We start from the raw sequence: 17,180 nt of genomic DNA, 5'->3' as shown, positions 1-17,180 counted from the left end.
GCGGTTTGGGGCAACTTGCTCGGCAATTGCGACAAATCTTTGTCTGCGAACCACTCAAGGCTGGGTCCAAAAACTGGGCGCTGAACTGAAAATGAATTTTTCAGGGACGACCAAGTAGTTGGTCTCAAACTTCCCGCTGGGCAAACGCTCCAAGTCCATATCGGTCTTGAACTCGGAATGAAACTGCTCGTGCGTGCCATGGTCGCGGTACAGGGCGATGATGTCGCCACAGCTAAAGCGCGCTGGCAGCGTCGTCGTCCACCCCTCCAAGTTGTACGCTGCATGTGTGTTCATCCGCTGGCGCATCGTGGGGCTCGACGGCACAGCACCGATGCCAAGCGAGCGCTTGAAGAAGTCATCCTGGCGGCACGCTTCAATGGCATCGAAATCGTTCTTGCCTTGCACCAGCAAACCCAGGGAGCGCTTCAAAATATCGCTGTTGGCAATGCCACCGACACCGACGGCGAACTTAGCGTCAACGCGACCGCTGATGCCCAGACGCTTGACGTACTGGCCGACCAGAGCCAGACCTGCGTTAGAAGTCAAATCGCAGGGCAGTTTTTTGATCATGAAGTCACTCACGAGGAAGCTCACCTGCTGGGTGAGCTTCATATGGCAGCTAAGTGCTTGATTTCAATGGGGAATCAGGTGAAATTCAAAGAATCGCTCACGGATTCAGGTGACTTTTTTCTATAAGTATCTGCATGACATCTAATTTAGCCGAGAAGTCCCTCCGTCGCCGTCGTATCTGGTTATGGTTGGCACTGTTGTTTTTGGTTCTGCCGACGGTTGTGTTTTTATTTGGGGCTTTTATCTTCTTTAGAGCTATGAATGTCAGCAGCGCTTCGATTTATGGCTATTTTGCCTTGGCCTTGCTGGCCGCCTCGATCTGGATGCTGGCAGACAAATGGCGGAGTCTTCGCATTCTTTTCGGTGCAACGGCCATTGTGACGGGGGTCATGGGTCTTTATCTACAAGGTGCGAAACTCTACAAAGACACATTCACCCCTGTCTTTGGAATATCGAACTACGAACCATCAAATTTCGTTGAAAGCGCCGAATTTCCCTTTTTCTATTCGATCGGGAAACACCTCAAATATGGGTCAAAAATTGACGAATCTGCTCCAGATTTGTTTGAAGGCTCATGGCTTAACGGTGACCTCTTAAAGGTTTATCCCTCGCCAGACAATCAGGCTGTTGCCATTGTAAGCAACCGAAAACTGTACATCGCTAAAGTCGGAAGGGTGCCATTTTTGGCACTAGAAAATGTAGACCACTACGCTCCCAAGAAACTTAGTGAAGGAGACATCTACTTCAAATGGCCAACCTTGCAGTGGCACCCGAATTCCCGTTTCATTTACATCGCCAAGGATAAGAAGCAAAAGATAATAAGTGAACAAAGTTTCTCCAAAGATGCGACTCTTGTTCGCATCGATATTGAAAACATCAACGCAATTACAGAATTGGTAGCTGAATTTAGATCCAGTAATTACTTTTTTGTTGGTTCTGACAATGTGTGCTTCAACTATGAATCTGATAATGGATCAATAATCTGGAAGTGCTCGACTGCAAATGGCATATCCCCGGCGCGCTCACTAGACAGCTCGGGCATACATCTGGACAACGGTGTTGTCTTGACCGAGCGTCCATTCCTTTCCTACGAACCGGATATCTATGAAACCGCTGTCTGGATGGCGCGCTACGGGTTTTCAGTCAGAAGACTGAACGAAGGACAGGACGGGCTCTTTCACAAAGATGCACCTAAAACGCCACTGTTGGTCTTCAACACAACGATTGACCAGATGAAGGGCGGTAGCGTGAATGGAATTCGTCAAAGTGGCGGATCAGTTCTTCCCGGAGGCCGCTACCTCTTACTGGACGTATCAGAGGGGCAAATCCTGCTCGACCGAGTGTCCCGCCTTTATCGAAAACTACCCAAGGACACTAAGGTACATCGCAACCTTAACAGCACACATTACAAGGATTTCGTTTTCAGCCTCGACAATAGACTTGGCGACAGTTTCAAGCCAGACACCAAGGTGCTTCCGTGACACCCGCAATCGAACCAAGAATAAATATGGCAGTCTTTACACGACAGTGCAGAAGTTTTGTGGGTATTGAGTACTGTTCAATTGAGGCGGCGCGTGTCGCGTCAGCGGGTGGCCGTGTCATCCGACCCAAATTTTCCATCGGTGAGTTTGGCTGGGTGAGCATTTGCCAAGACACCGAAGGCAATTTGTTGGGTCTGAGTTCGATGAAGTAAACCATCTGAGCCAATCGCTTCAAAATAGAAAAAGTCCGATCCGGTAACGGTTCGGGCTTTGCTACGGGTGGCGTACAGCGGAATTTGGTATTTCCTATGACGTGGCGACTCGCGTCCGTTTGGTCTCGCGTTTTAACCGAATTTCTACGGTCCTGCCCACCGCGCTGGCTGCTTTAATCAAAGTGTCGAGCTGAATGGACAGGTTACTCGGGTCCAGCACACGGTCCAATTGGGAGCGGCTGGTGGCCATGCGTTGTGCCATATTCACTTTGCTGAACTTGCCGCTTTGCATGGCGTCAGCAAGTTGCTCGGCCAATGCGCGTTTGTTTATAAAACGGCCTTACGATCATCCGGGATGCGACATTTAAGGAAGTCATCAAAACTGCTCCCCGTGTGGGGATTGACTTTAGTTGCTTTGGCCATGGATCCACTCCTTCAAGCGTTGGTTTGCCAGTTCAATATCGGCGGGGTTTGTCTGCTGCGTCTTCTGGATAAAGGCATGCAGCAAAATCATCTCGGACTCTTCCACGGCGAACAGCACGCGTGCGATGCGGTTGCCGATCTTGCTGCGAACTTCCCAGATCGGCCCTCGCAAATGGTCGACCCGTGGCTTGCCTATCGGCCATTTGTATTGGACATAGGCGATGTCTTCACCAATGGCCTGGCGATTTGCATTAGCCAAGGTCTTCAAACATTCGCGCACTGTTCGCTTCCGGAGGTAGACCGATAGAAAATTGCTGGGATTTTTCTACTGGAAGACACCATTTCAGTGTACTTTATAAAGTACTTATTCTTGCATGATCTTGACTGACCGTGATTTCATCAACGTCGACATCCAAATGCGCACCAACGTGCCGCACATCTTCGCAATCGGCGACATCGTCGGCCAGCCCATGCTGGCGCACAAGGCGGTGCACGAAGCGCATGTGGCTGCAGAAGTGATTGCCGGTGAACTGCAAGGCAACAAAGAACTGGCGGCCAGCGCCTTCAACGCCCGCGTGATTCCGAGCGTGGCCTACACCGACCCCGAGATCGCTTGGGTGGGCCTGACCTAGACCTAAGCCAAAGCGCAAGGCATCAAAGTCAAAAAGAGCCTCTTTCCCTGGGCCGCCTCGGGCCGAGCTACCGCCAACGGGCGCACCGAGGGCTCTACCAAGCGCTTGTTTGACGACAGCCCTGAAGCTGGATTGGGAGACGGCCATGCTGGCCGTGGCCACGGCAAGATTTTGGGCGGCGGCATCGTCGGTCCCAACGCGGGCGACCTGATTGGCGAAGTTGCCTTGGCCATCGAAATGGGTGCGGACGCGGTGGATATTGGCAAAAATGCTACAGACGACAGCGCACCTGATAGACCATGTTTGCCCGCGCTGGCTGGTGCGCCAGTGGGTGCTATCTGTGCCACGCCGCTGCGTTACGACTTGTAGCGCGACGGGGCGGTGCTCATCGCTCGCATCTACGAGGTGTTCCCGCTCTTGTGCCCGATCTGTGGCGGACAGATGCGCATCACAAGCCTTCATCACCTACAGCCCCGACATCCGGCAAATACTGGAGCACATCGGGGTGGATGCAGAGCCACCGCGCAACATCCCGGCACGCCGGCCGCCGCTGTGGGACGGGTGCGAAGCGCAGATAGGCGAGGGTGTCGACGTTGCGCCCGATTGGGACGATGGGGACCAAGTGGCACCGGACTTTGAGGTCGATCAGCGCATCATTTGGTCATGATGGCTGGTAATAGGGGCAACAGCGGTTTTGCCAACGCTGCGGGGCAGGACTGCGCCTGGTGCTGTCCAAAAATGTGCAAACCGAAAAATCTCGGGCGACTGGCCCTGAACAAGCGTTCAGGCAGACCCAGTCTGAAGGCCTGTGATGCCCAAAACCTGAGGAATAATCGTCCTCATGCGCTTGGATTTCCTATCCGTCATGGACATCTCTGGGCGTTGCAATCCGTAGAGGATGCCCAGTGCGCAGATTCAAATTCAAATCGTGGACACCTATGAAAGCGCTGAAACCCTTGGTGTGATTCGTTTGCAGCGACTTGAGCGTCCAATAAACCGGGCACTGCTGAGAGGACAGACGTTGAAAGATTTCCGGCTCAAGGCTGGGAGTGAGCGCTCCAATCGAGCCGGTTCAGTGGCAGGGCGCCTCACAGCGCGTGTCATACTTCAGCGCAAGCACTTGAAGTTCCCATCCGTTAGTCGGCAAGCTGGCGCAATGGCCGGAACACCTTGCCCGGTAGGGGCTTGTAGCCAAAATCTTGCGAAAGGGGCAACATGAAATACATCAAGGTTTTGGGTTGGATCGCGGTCTCCATCCTTTTGACCAGCGTGGCCCTGAACCACTTGGGCCTGTAAAAAAAGCCGCCTTGGGCGGCTTTTTTTCAGGGTGCGGATTTCAGAGCATGACGATTTTGTCGGCCACGCGGTGCTGGTTGGCTGCTACTTTTTCGCGCAACGACACAATCTGACTGCGCAACTCCATAACGTCTTCCAAGTCCTTCTCCAAGGCGTGTCGGCTCTCGTTTTCGTGCTCATACAGTGACATGATGTCGCCGCGGTTCTTGGTGGCTTTGTCGTGGATTCCGATGACGTGAGAAATACTCTCGGCGTTCATCTGTTCGTTCGATTCGGTGGTGGCGTTCTGCATCATCTTGTTCAATTCACCGTCTACCCACGACGCGTTGGTGTTGGTCAACTCATCAATGATGTCGTAGAACTCGTTGTTGTGCTCGGTGATCAGTATGTTGATTTCAACCAGCAACTTGTTGACTTGTGTGAGCCGGTGGTTGATGCCGATCAAGTGAGCGTTCATGACCGAACGGCATTCAATGCCTTGTGCAATCACCGAGTTGGTGATGGCATTTTTAAAGTCGACCTGGTCTTGATTGGCGGGCTCCAAGAGGTCCACCAGTTGCAGTCGGTTGCGAATCACGTCGTCGTAGGTGCTGGAGAGCAAAGTGCCGTTGCCGTTGGCTTCGGCCGTGAACGATTCCAAGGCCATGGTTCGGTTTTCTTCAATCGCCGAGCGGCCCACCAGCACTTGTGCGGTGTCGAATCGGACAAAGGATTCGGTCTCAAAAATGTGGCGCTTGTTTTTTTGAATTCGACTGGATGTGGTTTGATTCATGATCGATGACTCCTAGGTGATGTTCCGCTCACGGGGCAACTGGATTGGCCAAGGTTTTTTCGCTGGGCAGTCTGTGGCGCGTAGACATGAGCAATTTACTCACGTAAACGATGCCGCGTTGTGGCTTGTGCAACTGGGCTGCTTCGTAAATCAGGCCCTGGATGTAGTCGGTTTGGTCCGCCGACACCACCGCATGCAAATACTCGGTTTTGGGAATTTCAGGCAAGCCAGAGTTGGCCGAGCTGCGGCCCAATGGAGCGCCACGCACCGAGTCAAAAAACAACTCGGTGATGCCCTGCTTGAGCAACAGTTCGGCGATTTTGTCGGCTCCACCCTCGTACAAAATGACGCTGATTTCGCGGGTGTAGTCCAAGACCACACCTGCAGGGATTTTTTTGAAATTTGGCCCCCCGTTCATGCCAGGCCTCCAATGACCGATGGGCCACGGTTTTCCAGCAAGTGCGCGGGCACATAAGTGGCCGCTTGCACCAAATTTGTGGCGTACAAATAGCCCATGCCAGGCGTGTCGAGTCGGCCCGCCAAATAGATGCGCTCGAAAATACGGGTCAGCTGGTCATTGGCGACAAGCACGTTGATGACTTCACGCTCAACTTCAACCGCCACGCCCAAGAAGCCCAACTTCTCGCGCACGCCTGTGCCCACCGCTTGGTGCACAGTAGCGCCTTGGACGCCCGCTTCGAGCAAAGAATGGTTGATGGTGTCTGCCATCCCTTTTTGAATCACACAGGTGATCAGTGAGACTTCGGTGAGGTTCACTAATTTGCGCTTGGCCATGGTCTGGTCCCTCTCAATGATGGTTGGTGAATGGGTTGAGCAATCAGCGGATGCTGGCGTGGGCTATGCTCACGGCACGGGTTTCGGCATCAGCTTCGGCCTGCGCGCGTTGGTTTTCGCGCTTGAGCTTCCACTGGACAAAAACGCCCAAGGCCAAGACCGATACGATGGGGCAAATGGAGGCAGCGGCCAAAATACCAAAGCCTTCGACCGCGCCGACGGCTTTGCCGAAGCCCAAGCCCATGGCCAGCACCAAGGGCACCGTGACAGGGCCGGTGGTCACGCCAGCGCTGTCCCAGCCCACGTTGACAAACTCTTCTGTCGAAAGGTAAGTCAAGATCAGGCCCAAGGTGTAGCCGGGGATGAGGATGTACAAAATGTTGAAGTCAAAGATCAGTTTGACGATGCCCAGCATGATGCCCACAGCCACACCAAACGAGACCGAGTACATCAGCATCGATTTTTTGAACGAACCGTTGGTCAGGTCCTGCACCGTCACTCCCAAGGCATTGAGCGCGGGTTCGGCCAAGGTCGCCCCAAACCCCAAGATCCACGCAAACAAGGCTGCGATGAAGATGCCTACTCCTGCCGCGTACAGCGGTGAATTGGGCATCGATTCAATGGCGGTGAACAAACCCGGCACCAATCCACCAGCACCATCACCCAGCTTGGACAAGCCGTAGGTCAAGCCCACGCTGAAGAGGCACATACCCACCACCGACAAGAAGATGCCGTAGTAAATGATGAAGGCGTTGGGCAATTTGGTGCGCAAAACAACGAACAGAACGATCATCAAAAAGATCACCAAGGGCACGATGGCGCGAATGCCACCGACCACCTCCATGCCAGGCGACACGGTCCACCAGTCCACAGGGCCCGTGGCTGCGGCCGAGGCCAGCAGGCTGGCTTGTTTGGCGGCCGCTTCGGCCAAGATGGTGTCGACCGGAACCGTCACTTGCCAGTAAATGGCCAGGCCCAACACGGCCATGATGGGGAACAAAGAGGCCAAGGTCACGATGCCAAAGCCCTGCAATTTGCTCTCCCCGGCACCGCCAGCGGTGGCCACGCCAATGCCCAAAGCCAAGACCAAAGGCACGGTCACTGGGCCGGTGGTCACGGCACCGCAGTCCCATGCTAAACCAATGACGGAACGAAGATCGGGGTCGAAGAAGGCATAGGCGGTCAACAGCACGCAGGGCAGCAAACTCAGATAAATCAAGGGTTTGAGACTCCAGTTGTAGATAAAGCGCATGGTGCCCAACACGGCTGCAAGGCCAACGCCCACACCGACCACCAGCACGGTCATGTCCACCCGGTCGTTGAGCAAGGTGTAGAGATAGGGCGCGTTTTTGGGGTCAACGATTTGCCCGGCGACTTGCAGCGCGCCAATCGCCGGTTCAGCGAACGTCACGCCAATGCCCAGCAAGAAAGCGATGAACAAGACGCCCGTCAGTGGCAGTTTGTTGGGCAACTGGCTGCCAATGATTTCACCGAAAGGCATCAAACCCAGCTTGAGACCTTCCAAGAAAATCATCAGGCCCACCATCACCGCCAAAAGCCCCAAACCCAACGTGGCGGAGTCTTGCAGACTTTGGTTCAAGACCAGCAGTTGAAACAGGCCCAGATAAGCGGCCAGCGGCACCACGGCCTTGGCTTGTTCGAGAAAACGAACAGACAAATAAGGCTGCAAGAGCCGGTACATGTCGTAGCCACCGAGCTTGAGCTTTTCAGGCTTTTGCGCCACTTCGTTGCCATGGTGGTCAAAAAGTGGGTTGGTCATCAGTTTGGTGTAACCGACCTGATCAGAGTCCACCGTGATGGCTTGGACGTAGTCCCCGTATCGTATTGAGCGTGGCATGAATTTCCCCACAGGATCCAAAAATTGATAAATTGAATTTTATACTCATAAAAATATCAAAGCAAATACTATTTGTAATATTTGACAAAAATTTGAAACAATGCAGCACCATTTTGCGACTTTCCAGCGCGTTGAAACGGGCAGTTTGGGCTTTGGGTCATTTTTAAAGAGCGCCCCAGGCTGCTCATGGCCCTCTCTGCAGAAGCCACTGCAGAAACAAAAACCATGACCAATTGAGCCCATACCGCCGCAGCGGCTTGATGGTGGACTTCAACGTGCGCACTGATTGCAGCCCAAGGGCATGGGCTTGTTGTGTCTGCTGCGGCAAACATGGCGCGTCAGCCGCTTGGAAAGGGGCTGCACAAAGCGGTTGGCCATTGGACCCAGCGCTGCGCCAAGCAGCACAACCAGTCGCGGATAGGAAATTCAACCGCACGAGCTGAAAGATAGCCCCACCAGGAGGCCATGCTGGCCGTGGCCACGGCAAGAGCCTGGGCGGCGGCATCGTCGGCCCCAACGCGGGCGACCTGATTGGCGAAGTCGCTTTGGCCATCGAAATGGATGCCGACGCGGTGGATATTGGCAAAAATGGTACAGACGACAGCGCACCTGATAGACCATGTTTGCCCGCGCTGGCTGGTGCACCAGTGGGTGCTATCGGTGCCACGCGGCTGCGTTACGACTTGTAGCGTGACGGGGCGGTGCTGATGGCCCGCATCTATGAGGCGTTCCCGCTGCTGTGCCCGATCTATTGCGGGCAGATGCGCATCACAAGCCTTCATCACCTACAGCGCTGACATCCGCCAGATACTGGAGCACATCGGGGTGGATGCAGAGCCACCGCGCGCCACCCCGGCACGCGGGCTGCCGCTGTAAGACGGGTGCGATGCGCCCATGGGCGAGGGTGTTGAGCCAGCCCCGAAATGGGATCAAGAGTGCCAAGCCGCACCGGACTTTGCTAGCGCCGCTTTCGATCTTTGGCGGCCATCTGCTGCTCGACAACTGCACGCCGCGAATGCGCGGGAGTTTCTCTGAGCATTTCCATGTGGAAAATCGAGTTCATATACAGATTAATCCGGTCGCCAATGGCCTTGCCCCAGGCTGGGACGACTGGTTTTCCAAGCCTGTGCCGCTGGACGCTGCGCGCGAGCTGGTGGTGCACACCCGCGCCTACTTGGCTGCCGTGCCCAAGCAAGCCAGCGCCACCAAGGCCCAGCGCATGGCCACCATGATGGCGCAAGATTTTCAAGACCTTTCCGGCCAGGTCATCTAGAAAATGCTGGACGTCATCAAAGACATGCAGACGCAGCTGCTGCAGCTCTTGATAGACAACGCGCAAGCCGAAAAACGCGAAACCACCGGCAGCTTGCTCAATGGCCCGCAGACCCGCCAAGGCCAGCCTGATGCGGTGGTGGACCAAGGGCAGGTGGATGATTTGTTGACCAGTTTGGGGTTTTGAGGGGCGTGCTCAGGCGGGCGAGTGCGTACTGAGCCAGTCCTTGAGCGCGTCGTCAATGCGCGTCTGCCAGCCAGCACCCGTGGCCTTGAAAGCCAACATCACCTCTGGCGACAGGCGGATGGTGGTGGCCTGCTTGGTGGGCACCTTCTGCGGTCCGCGCACACCAGGGCTGCGGTTGATCCCCATCAGCTGAGCGTACAGATGGACGGGCAGCGCATCAGCGGCAGGCTTTAATCGCCGCAGATCAGCAGCCGTCAACTCGCGAACTTCGCCGCTCTCGTCAATCAGTGGTTTGGGTTTGCTCATGACGTTTGACCTCTCTGATGTTGGCCTTGCGAAAACTGATGACCCGAATGCCATCAGCAAGCTGGGTAAAGCACAGCACATGCAGCCGCTGGCCCAGCCAGCCAAGCGCCACGAATCTTGTTTCAGGCTAGGGCTTGCGTCTGTCCTCAGATGCGCGCTGTGCCGAAATCAAAGTCGGCCACCTGCTCAAAGCTCAGCCCTCTATCCCGGACGTTCTGTGCATTCTTGGTGGCATCGAATCCGACCTGGTGCTGTAAGCTGTGGGTCGCACGCCCAGCGGCAAAAAGATCGCGGCAGACCCAGCCGGTGTGGCCGTCACCGAGCGCGGCTTCATCAACGTCGACATCCAGATGCGCAGCAAGGTGCTGCACATTTTTGCCATCGGCGACATCGTGGGCCAGCCCATGCTGGCGCAAGAGGCGCTGCACGAGGCGGCGCAAAAGGCGGCGCACGATGCATACGTGGCCGCCAAAGTGATCGCTGGCGATTTGCAGGGCAACAAGGGGCGGCTGGAGTGGCGCATGGCGGCTGCACGAATTTGCCGCCGGTCAATAACTGACTTGTCCAACACGGATATTCAAAAAAGCCAGAGCAGAAACGACCTTGGTTTTTGGACGCAGAATGTCAGATCCCCATTTTTTTGACCTGCAATGTACGACCCAATCAAAGACGGTGTAGCCAAAACCAGCCACTCCGTTCGTTATAACGTTCATCAGCCACCTGAGCGCATGTCCAGTTGGGTGCACTGCTACTGGGAACTCAAAACCGAGGCAACTTTAGAGGCGGATTTTCTGCTGCATGCCCTGCCCGATGCCTGCGTCAACATCTTGTTCAATTTGCGCCAGACAGAAATTGCGGGCGTGACGGCATTGCGCACCCAGCATGAGGTGCTCAATCTGGGGCGATCTTTTCACTATGCTGGCATTGAGCTGCTGCCTGGCGTGTGGCGCGGCAATCCCCAAGAAATTGCCCATCAATTTGTGGGCAGCGCCTACACAGGGCCATTGCCCTTGGTCGCGATGAACAAAAAACTCGCGGGCCTTCAGTTTGCAGCGATGCAGCCCTTGATGACTGAATTGGTCGATGGGTTCATCGCGGCGCATCTGGTGGTGAGCAACCTGGTGACCGAGAAAATTTTGGCCAATTTCAATCGCATCAGCAGCGTGGCCGACATGGCTGCGCTGGTGGGCCTGTCGCCGCGCCAACTGCAACGCACGCTCAAGCACAGCACAGGTTTTTCACCGCACGATTTGCTCAAGGTCATGCGTGTCCAGCAATCTTTCAGGCAACATTATTTGGATTTGTACGCCGACCAGTCGCATTTCATCCATTCGTTTCGCAAGGTGACCGGCTTTACACCGGGTCAATACACCGACACCTTCGATGTCTGATTTACACAATACAAGCGCTTGACTGATTCCTAAACTGGGCACTTCTTCAACCCCCAAGGAGTGCCCAATGGCCAAGTCAAATGCAATCGGCTGGTTTGATGTGTATGTCAGTGAAATGCAACGCGCCGTCACTTTTTACGAAAACGTGCTGCAAACAAAACTCGAACCCATAGGCGATCCAACAGGTGAAACCCAGATGATGGCTTTTCCAACAGACATGGGCACTTACGGTGCAGGGGGCGCATTGGTCAAGTCGAGCCATGCACAACCCGGGATCGGCGGCACCCTGGTGTATTTCAGCGTTGAGGACTGTTCAATTGAGGCGGCGCGTGTCGCGTCAGCGGGTGGCCGTGTCATCCGACCCAAATTTTCCATCGGCGAGTTTGGCTGGGTGAGCATTTGCCAAGACACCGAAGGCAATTTGTTGGGTCTGAGTTCGATGAAGTAAAAGGCCGAGTCAAAGCAAGCCAAGGCCCAAGGCATCCAGGTCAAAAAGGCCTGCTCCCCTGGGCCGCCTCAGGCCCAGCCACCGCCAAATGGTGCGACGAAGGCTTCACCAAAGTTTTGTTTGACGACAACCAAAAAACTGGATTGGGAGACGGCCAGGCAGGCCTCTTGGGCCAGGGCAAGATGCGGCCTGCTGGATGAATTCGCTCAATGCAAAAAACCAGCGGCCTAGCGCAAAGGCAGGTGGCGGGTGTCTTTAACTTCTTCAATCACGGCATAAGTCCGGGTTTCGCGCACGCCGGGCAGCTGCCACAGCACTCTGCTTGCAAAATCGCGGTAGGCCGCCATGTCGGCGCAACGGGTTTTGAGCAGGTAGTCAAACCCACCCGCCACCAAATGGCACTCTAAAATTTCTTCCTGCACCTGCACCCTGGCGCGAAAGGCCTCAAACACGTTGGGGGTTGTGCGGTCGAGCAACACCTCGACAAACACCAACATGCCGCGCCCAAGCTTGAGAGGGTTGAGCCGCGCCTCATAGCCCAAGATGTAGCCATCGCGTTGCAAACGCTGGGTGCGCGACAAGGCCGCCGTGGGCGACAGGGCTATGGTCTCGGCCAACTTGAGGTTGGACAGGCGCCCATCGTGTTGCAGGGCTTGCAAAATGCGCAAGTCGATGCGGTCAAGGTCGGTATGGCTAGACATATTTTTGATGCTTTAAGGCTTGTATTTTAGTGAGTTATTTGGTTGATTTGGCGTGAGACTTGACGTATTCACCAACTGGAGTCTTGCCATGCCCCGCTCAACCGACCGCCTGCCCTCGCCCTACCGCCCCGAATCCGATACGGTGGCGCAGCGATTGGCCACACTGCAAGGCGCACTCGATTGGGCCGCTGCTGCCCAAATGGCAGCGCCGTGGGTGCAGGCTGTCCGACGCAACCCGCCGCCTTTTTGGGCCATGGAGAGTTTGCTCAAGGAGTACCCGATTTCGAGCGCGGAGGGCTTGGCCTTGATGCGGCTGGCCGAAGCCTTGCTGCGCGTGCCCGACACGGCAACCGCCATTGCTTTAACGGCAGACCAGCTAGGCCGGGCCAACTTTGATGGCAGCGAAGACTCGACACTGGCAAGCCTGTCGTCCAGCGCGATTGCATTGTCTAAACACCTGCTGCCTGAACAAGGGCAGACACCGGGCTTGTTGACCCAACTGGGCGCGCGCACGGTGGTGGCCGCCACATTGCGCGCGGTGCAGCTGTTGGGGCGACAGTTTGTTTTGGGTCAAACCATTGAAGCGGGTTTAAAAGAGGCCGCCAGTGCGCACAAAGCAAATAAACAGCTGCGCTTTAGCTTTGACATGCTGGGCGAAGGCGCACGCACCGAGGCCGATGCCCAGCGTTACTTGGACAGCTACCAAGATGCGATAGCCGCCATTGCGGCAAAGGCCCCCGCACAAGGCCACCCGGCAGACAAGGATGGCATCTCGATCAAGCTCAGTGCGCTGCACCCGCGCTACGAAGACGCCCAACACGCGCGTGTGATGGTCGAGCTGGTGCCCCGCGTGTGGGCTTTGTGTGAGGCGGCAGCGCAGGCCAACTTGAACTTAACGATTGATGCCGAGGAGGTGGAGCGGCTGGAGTTGTCATTGGATGTGTTTGACGCCTTGCTGCAACAAGTGGTGCAGCACCACCCGCAGTGGGTGGGTTTTGGCTTGGCGCTGCAAGCCTACCAAACCCGGGCGGTAGAGCTGATTGAACATGTGGTGGCTTTGGCGCGCCGCTATGGCGTGCGGGTGATGTGCCGCTTGGTCAAAGGGGCGTACTGGGATGCCGAAATCAAACGCTCCCAAGAGCTGGGTCTGGTGGGCTATCCGGTGTTTACACACAAGCACCATACCGACGTGAGCTACCTGGCGTGTGCGCGCGTGCTGCTCGACGCCAACGATGTGATGTTTGCGCAGTTTGCCACCCACAATGCGGGCACGATTGCGGCCATTTTGCAGCTGGCGGCCAGGGTGGTGAGCACGGCCGAAACGGCATTGCCGGGTGCACCGCAGTTTGAGCTGCAGCGCCTACATGGCATGGGCGAAGGGGTGTACCGCGAGGTGCTGAAGAACCCCTTGGTGCGCTGCCGCGTGTATGCCCCAGTGGGCGCTCACCGCGACTTGCTGGCATATTTGGTGCGCAGGCTGTTGGAGAACGGGGCCAATTCGTCGTTTGTGCACCAGTTGGCCGATGAGTCGGTGGGTATGGATGCGCTGCTGACCTCGCCGCTGCGGCTAGAACCCAGCAGCCCACTGCCCCTGCCGGTGAACTTGTATGGCGACCAACGCGCCAACAGCCAAGGGCTCGACCTGGCCGTGGTGGCGCAGCGCGCACCTTTACTCCAGGCCTATGCGGCCCTGATCCAAAGCGGTGGCGTGCCCCACGTGCCACTGGCCCAAGAGGCCGATGCAGCGCCGGCTGTGCAACGCGCGGTGGCGGCGTTTGGGCCGTGGAACCACACCCCCGTGGCCGAACGCGCAGCCGTGCTGCGCCGCGCCGCCAACGCCATGCAAGCCCGACTGCCACAACTGTGCGCGTTGATGGTGGCCGAGGCCCACAAGACTTGGGGCGACACGGTGGCCGAGGTGCGCGAGGCGGTGGATTTTTTGCGCTTTTACGCGAATGATGCCGAGCGTGTGATGGCCCCGCACACATTGCCGGGCCCAACGGGCGAGAGCAACACACTGCGCTTAGAGGGACGCGGCGCGTGGGTGTGCATCAGCCCATGGAATTTTCCACTGGCCATTTTTGTGGGGCAAGTGGCCGCCGCGCTGGTCACGGGCAACACGGTGTTGGCCAAGCCCGCCGAGCAAACGCCTGCAGTGGCGCGCGAAGCGGTGAACTTGTTGCATGCCGCTGGTGTGCCCGCCGATGCGCTGCAACTGTTGCACGGGCCTGGCGAGACGGTGGGTGCCGCCTTGGTTGCGGTGCCGCAGGTGGCTGGTGTGGTGTTTACGGGCTCCACACAGGTGGCCAAAATCATTCAGCTTGCACTGGCCCAAAAAGACGGGCCGATGGTGCCGCTGATTGCCGAAACCGGGGGCATCAATGCCATGCTGGTCGACAGCACGGCGCTGCCCGAACAAGTGGCCGATGCGGTGGTGCAAAGTGCGTTTAGGAGTGCGGGGCAGCGCTGCTCGGCCCTGCGCTTGCTGTGTTTGCAAGACGAGGTGGCCGACACGATGATTGAGATGGTGCGCGGCGCAGCCCAAGCGCTGGTGGTGGGCCCCGCAGCCGAACTGGCCACCGATGTGGGCCCACTGATTGACCGTGAGGCCTACGACAACATTGAGCGCCATGTGCAAGGCTTGAAAAACGAAGCCACGAACCTGATGCCCAACACCCCCCCGACCGCCACAGACGCCGCCCCCCACACGCTGCAGCCACAAATGTTTGAGGTGCAGTCGGTGGCCGATGTGAAGGCCGAGATTTTTGGGCCGGTGCTGCAAGTGGTGCGCTACAAGGGCGAGCCCATGGGCATGATGGAACACATCAACCGACTGGGCTATGGACTCACACTGGGCATTCAAACCCGCATAGACAGTCGCGCGCAAGCCTTAGCGGCGGCGGCGCGTGTGGGCAACGTGTATGTGAACCGCAACATGATTGGCGCGGTGGTGGGCGTGCAACCTTTTGGTGGCGAGGGCCTGAGCGGCAGCGGCCCAAAGGCCGGCGGGCCACACTATTTACTGCGCTTTTGTGCGGAGCAGACACTCACCATCAACACCACTGCGGCGGGCGGCAACGTGGCACTGTTTAGCCAATAACGGGTTCAGCACGCACAAAAAAGCCCCCTGTTGGGGGCTTTTGCTTGGGTGATGCGCTTTAGGCTTTCAGTTGCGGCGCAATGCTGCCATCTTGAATGCCGGCCCAGTATTTGTTGAGCTCGCGCTTGACCACCGGCATGAGGAAATACAAGCCGATGATGTTGGCAATGCCCATGGCAAAAATCATAGAGTCGGAAAAGTCAATCACCGGCCCTAAGCTCATGGTGGAGCCAATGACCACAAAGAACAAGAACATGAACTTGAACGACAAGTCTGCCGCGCGGCTGTCGCCAAACAAATAAGTCCAAGCCTGCAGGCCGTAATAAGACCAGGTGATCATGGTGGAGAACGCAAACAACACCACGCACACGGCCAGCACATAGGGGAACCACGATATGGCGCTGCCGAATGCAGCCGAGGTGAGCGCCACCCCGCGGGCCTCGCCGGCCAGTTCGGTCACGCCGCCCGCTGTGACATGCCCGGTAATGATGATGACCAAGGCCGTCATGGTGCAAATGACCACGGTATCGATAAACGGCTCAAGCAAGGCGGCAAAACCTTGGGAAACTGGCTGGTCGGTCCGCACAGCAGAGTGGGCAATGGCGGCTGAGCCAATACCTGCTTCGTTGGAGAAGGTGGCACGACGGAAACCCTGAATGAGTGCGCCCACCATGCCGCCTGCAACCCCTTCGGCACTGAATGCACCACCAATAATTTGACCAAAGGCCCAGAAAATCATGTCAGCGTTGACAGCCAACACCACCAAACCCGCACCCAAATACAGCAGTGCCATGGTTGGAACGAGCCTGGACGTCACCGCGGCAATAGATTGGATGCCACCAATGATCACCAAACCAACAACCGCAGCCATGATGAGGCCAAACAACCACCCATGGCCAGCCAGCCAGCTGTTGGCACCACCCGTGACGTTAACCACCTGTGCAAAACTTTGGTTGGCTTGGAACATATTGCCCCCACCTATTGCACCGCCCACACAGCAAATGGCAAAAAACCCTGCCAAAAACTTGCCCCACTTGGGCATGCCCATTTCGGCAAGGCCTTTGGACAGGTAGCGCATGGGGCCACCGGCCACAACACCGGATGGTTGCCTAATGTCACGGTACATGACACCCAAGGTGACCTCTGTGAACTTAGAAGCCATGCCTAAAATACCGGCCAAAATCATCCAAAACGTGGCGCCCGCACCGCCAATGGCAACGGCCACGGCCACACCGGCAATGTTGCCCAAACCCACCGTGCCCGAAACAGCAGCAGTGAGCGCTTGAAAAGGCGAAACCTCACCCGGTTGACTCGGATCGCTGTATTTGCCTTTGACAACATCGATGGCATGGCCAAACCCCCGAAACTGGATAAATCCAAAGTAGAACGTAAAAATGATGGCTGCGGCAATGAGCCAGCCCACAATCAGAGGGAACGATGTGCCCGCCACCGGCACCGAATAAAACACCACGCCCACAATGGCGTCAGAAATGGGCTGAAAGGTAGAACTGATGCGTTCGTCCAGCGTTTGTATAAGTGACATATTGACTCCATAAAAACAAAAGTGAAAATAGACTTTACGCGCATTAAAAACGCAGTTTTATCTCATTTGTCTAGGTGGTCGTCCCTGAGAAACCCCTGAAACCCGCATGAATGCTAGCTTTCAGGGTCATTCCCAATGTTCAAAACTCCCACATTGATATTCAATGGAGCCTGTTTTCTGGGAGTTCTTGAGG

Annotated in this window: 14 protein-coding genes and 6 pseudogenes; 9 read left to right on the top strand and 11 right to left on the bottom strand. The window is 56.3% G+C overall.

The window, feature by feature from the left end; all coding sequences use genetic code 11:
* Nucleotides 1-105: 105 nt before the first annotated feature.
* Nucleotides 106-270: pseudogene (locus ACIQ39_RS12885) on the bottom strand (IS1380 family transposase); the annotation flags it as partial.
* Between the two features lie 434 nt (nt 271-704).
* Here ACIQ39_RS12885 and ACIQ39_RS12880 point away from each other — a divergent pair.
* Nucleotides 705-2,051, top strand: a complete 1,347-nt coding sequence (locus ACIQ39_RS12880) for a hypothetical protein (RefSeq protein WP_396435004.1) — start codon at nt 705-707, stop codon at nt 2,049-2,051.
* A gap of 618 nt (nt 2,052-2,669) precedes the next feature.
* Here the strand turns inward: ACIQ39_RS12880 and ACIQ39_RS12875 are convergent.
* Nucleotides 2,670-2,945 (bottom strand): type II toxin-antitoxin system RelE/ParE family toxin, encoded by a 276-nt coding sequence (locus ACIQ39_RS12875; RefSeq protein WP_396435003.1) that lies wholly within the window; start codon nt 2,943-2,945, stop codon nt 2,670-2,672.
* A gap of 121 nt (nt 2,946-3,066) precedes the next feature.
* Here ACIQ39_RS12875 and ACIQ39_RS12870 point away from each other — a divergent pair.
* Nucleotides 3,067-3,585, top strand: a pseudogene (locus tag ACIQ39_RS12870) (FAD-dependent oxidoreductase); the annotation flags it as partial.
* A gap of 111 nt (nt 3,586-3,696) precedes the next feature.
* Nucleotides 3,697-3,985, top strand: a pseudogene (locus tag ACIQ39_RS12865) (IS91 family transposase); the annotation flags it as partial.
* Between the two features lie 669 nt (nt 3,986-4,654).
* Here the strand turns inward: ACIQ39_RS12865 and ACIQ39_RS12860 are convergent.
* From ACIQ39_RS12860 to ACIQ39_RS12840, 5 genes are all read right to left on the bottom strand, one after another.
* The gene (locus ACIQ39_RS12860; protein ID WP_396435002.1) at nt 4,655-5,386 is read right to left on the bottom strand and encodes a hypothetical protein; all 732 of its coding nucleotides are present in this window, start codon (nt 5,384-5,386) and stop codon (nt 4,655-4,657) included.
* A gap of 28 nt (nt 5,387-5,414) precedes the next feature.
* Nucleotides 5,415-5,804, bottom strand: a complete 390-nt coding sequence (locus tag ACIQ39_RS12855; protein ID WP_396435001.1) for a hypothetical protein — start codon at nt 5,802-5,804, stop codon at nt 5,415-5,417.
* The gene (locus ACIQ39_RS12850; protein WP_396435000.1) at nt 5,801-6,181 is read right to left on the bottom strand and encodes a P-II family nitrogen regulator; all 381 of its coding nucleotides are present in this window, start codon (nt 6,179-6,181) and stop codon (nt 5,801-5,803) included. Before ACIQ39_RS12850 ends, ACIQ39_RS12855 begins: the two co-directional genes overlap by 4 nt.
* Before the next feature lie 43 nt (nt 6,182-6,224).
* On the bottom strand, nt 6,225-8,039 hold the full coding sequence (locus ACIQ39_RS12845) for a DUF1538 domain-containing protein (protein ID WP_396434999.1): 1,815 nt from the start codon (nt 8,037-8,039) through the stop codon (nt 6,225-6,227).
* 68 nt (nt 8,040-8,107) lie between these two features.
* A complete protein-coding gene (locus ACIQ39_RS12840; RefSeq protein WP_396434998.1) occupies nt 8,108-8,371 on the bottom strand; it encodes a hypothetical protein in 264 nt (87 codons plus the stop codon).
* A 366-nt stretch (nt 8,372-8,737) separates the two neighbouring features.
* Here ACIQ39_RS12840 and ACIQ39_RS12835 point away from each other — a divergent pair.
* Both ACIQ39_RS12835 and ACIQ39_RS12830 read left to right on the top strand, forming a co-directional pair.
* Nucleotides 8,738-9,074, top strand: a pseudogene (locus ACIQ39_RS12835) (hypothetical protein); the annotation flags it as partial.
* Nucleotides 9,055-9,498, top strand: a pseudogene (locus tag ACIQ39_RS12830) (protein phosphatase CheZ). The pseudogenes ACIQ39_RS12835 and ACIQ39_RS12830, both read left to right, overlap by 20 nt.
* Before the next feature lie 9 nt (nt 9,499-9,507).
* On the opposite strand, the gene ACIQ39_RS12825 reads toward ACIQ39_RS12830, so the two are convergent.
* Nucleotides 9,508-9,804, bottom strand: coding sequence for a BrnA antitoxin family protein (locus tag ACIQ39_RS12825; protein WP_396434997.1), 297 nt, complete (start codon nt 9,802-9,804; stop codon nt 9,508-9,510).
* On the bottom strand, nt 9,779-9,883 hold the full coding sequence (locus ACIQ39_RS12820; RefSeq protein WP_396435005.1) for a hypothetical protein: 105 nt from the start codon (nt 9,881-9,883) through the stop codon (nt 9,779-9,781). The genes ACIQ39_RS12825 and ACIQ39_RS12820 overlap by 26 nt, the downstream gene beginning before the upstream one ends.
* Nucleotides 9,884-10,061: 178 nt before the next feature.
* On the opposite strand from ACIQ39_RS12820, the pseudogene ACIQ39_RS12815 reads away from it, so the two are divergent.
* The 3 genes and pseudogenes from ACIQ39_RS12815 to ACIQ39_RS12805 form a co-directional block, all read left to right on the top strand.
* Nucleotides 10,062-10,379 (top strand): annotated as a pseudogene (locus tag ACIQ39_RS12815) (FAD-dependent oxidoreductase); the annotation flags it as partial.
* Nucleotides 10,380-10,454: 75 nt separating this feature from the next.
* The gene (locus tag ACIQ39_RS12810) at nt 10,455-11,195 is read left to right on the top strand and encodes a helix-turn-helix domain-containing protein (RefSeq protein ID WP_396434996.1); all 741 of its coding nucleotides are present in this window, start codon (nt 10,455-10,457) and stop codon (nt 11,193-11,195) included.
* A 67-nt stretch (nt 11,196-11,262) separates the two neighbouring features.
* The gene (locus ACIQ39_RS12805) at nt 11,263-11,643 is read left to right on the top strand and encodes a VOC family protein (protein WP_396434995.1); all 381 of its coding nucleotides are present in this window, start codon (nt 11,263-11,265) and stop codon (nt 11,641-11,643) included.
* Between the two features lie 227 nt (nt 11,644-11,870).
* Here the strand turns inward: ACIQ39_RS12805 and ACIQ39_RS12800 are convergent, their stop codons facing one another.
* Nucleotides 11,871-12,344: an Lrp/AsnC ligand binding domain-containing protein gene (locus ACIQ39_RS12800; protein WP_396434994.1), complete on the bottom strand. Its 474-nt coding sequence runs from the start codon at nt 12,342-12,344 to the stop codon at nt 11,871-11,873.
* A gap of 88 nt (nt 12,345-12,432) precedes the next feature.
* Between ACIQ39_RS12800 and putA the strand changes: the two genes are divergently transcribed.
* Nucleotides 12,433-15,444 carry a bifunctional proline dehydrogenase/L-glutamate gamma-semialdehyde dehydrogenase PutA gene (gene putA, locus ACIQ39_RS12795; RefSeq protein ID WP_396434993.1) on the top strand — a complete coding sequence of 1,004 codons (3,012 nt, stop codon included), beginning with the start codon at nt 12,433-12,435 and terminating at the stop codon, nt 15,442-15,444.
* Nucleotides 15,445-15,502: 58 nt separating this feature from the next.
* Here putA and ACIQ39_RS12790 read toward each other — a convergent pair whose 3' ends face one another.
* Complete coding sequence (locus ACIQ39_RS12790; RefSeq protein ID WP_396434992.1) at nt 15,503-16,987, bottom strand: alanine/glycine:cation symporter family protein; 1,485 nt, start codon at nt 16,985-16,987, stop codon at nt 15,503-15,505.
* Between the last annotated feature and the right edge of the window lie 193 nt (nt 16,988-17,180).

The sequence above is a fragment of the Limnohabitans sp. genome (assembly GCF_044361645.1).
In the GTDB taxonomy this organism is placed as follows: domain Bacteria; phylum Pseudomonadota; class Gammaproteobacteria; order Burkholderiales; family Burkholderiaceae_C; genus Limnohabitans_A.
Note: the sequence above shows the minus strand (reverse complement) of the source record. Positions and strands in the feature narration are given on the sequence as shown.

Bases quoted from the DNA above. Each gene is read 5' to 3' on its own strand.
- ACIQ39_RS12805 (WP_396434995.1), top strand. From the start codon at position 11,263: ATGGCCAAGTCAAATGCAATCGGCTGGTTTGATGTGTATGTCAGTGAA.
- putA (WP_396434993.1), top strand. From the start codon at position 12,433: ATGCCCCGCTCAACCGACCGCCTGCCCTCGCCCTACCGCCCCGAATCC.
- ACIQ39_RS12845 (WP_396434999.1), bottom strand. From the start codon at position 8,039: ATGCCACGCTCAATACGATACGGGGACTACGTCCAAGCCATCACGGTG.
- ACIQ39_RS12860 (WP_396435002.1), bottom strand. From the start codon at position 5,386: ATGAATCAAACCACATCCAGTCGAATTCAAAAAAACAAGCGCCACATT.
- ACIQ39_RS12825 (WP_396434997.1), bottom strand. From the start codon at position 9,804: ATGAGCAAACCCAAACCACTGATTGACGAGAGCGGCGAAGTTCGCGAG.
- ACIQ39_RS12840 (WP_396434998.1), bottom strand. From the start codon at position 8,371: ATGTTTGCCGCAGCAGACACAACAAGCCCATGCCCTTGGGCTGCAATC.
- ACIQ39_RS12880 (WP_396435004.1), top strand. From the start codon at position 705: ATGACATCTAATTTAGCCGAGAAGTCCCTCCGTCGCCGTCGTATCTGG.
- ACIQ39_RS12810 (WP_396434996.1), top strand. From the start codon at position 10,455: ATGTACGACCCAATCAAAGACGGTGTAGCCAAAACCAGCCACTCCGTT.
- ACIQ39_RS12800 (WP_396434994.1), bottom strand. From the start codon at position 12,344: ATGTCTAGCCATACCGACCTTGACCGCATCGACTTGCGCATTTTGCAA.
- ACIQ39_RS12855 (WP_396435001.1), bottom strand. From the start codon at position 5,804: ATGAACGGGGGGCCAAATTTCAAAAAAATCCCTGCAGGTGTGGTCTTG.
- ACIQ39_RS12790 (WP_396434992.1), bottom strand. From the start codon at position 16,987: ATGTCACTTATACAAACGCTGGACGAACGCATCAGTTCTACCTTTCAG.
- ACIQ39_RS12850 (WP_396435000.1), bottom strand. From the start codon at position 6,181: ATGGCCAAGCGCAAATTAGTGAACCTCACCGAAGTCTCACTGATCACC.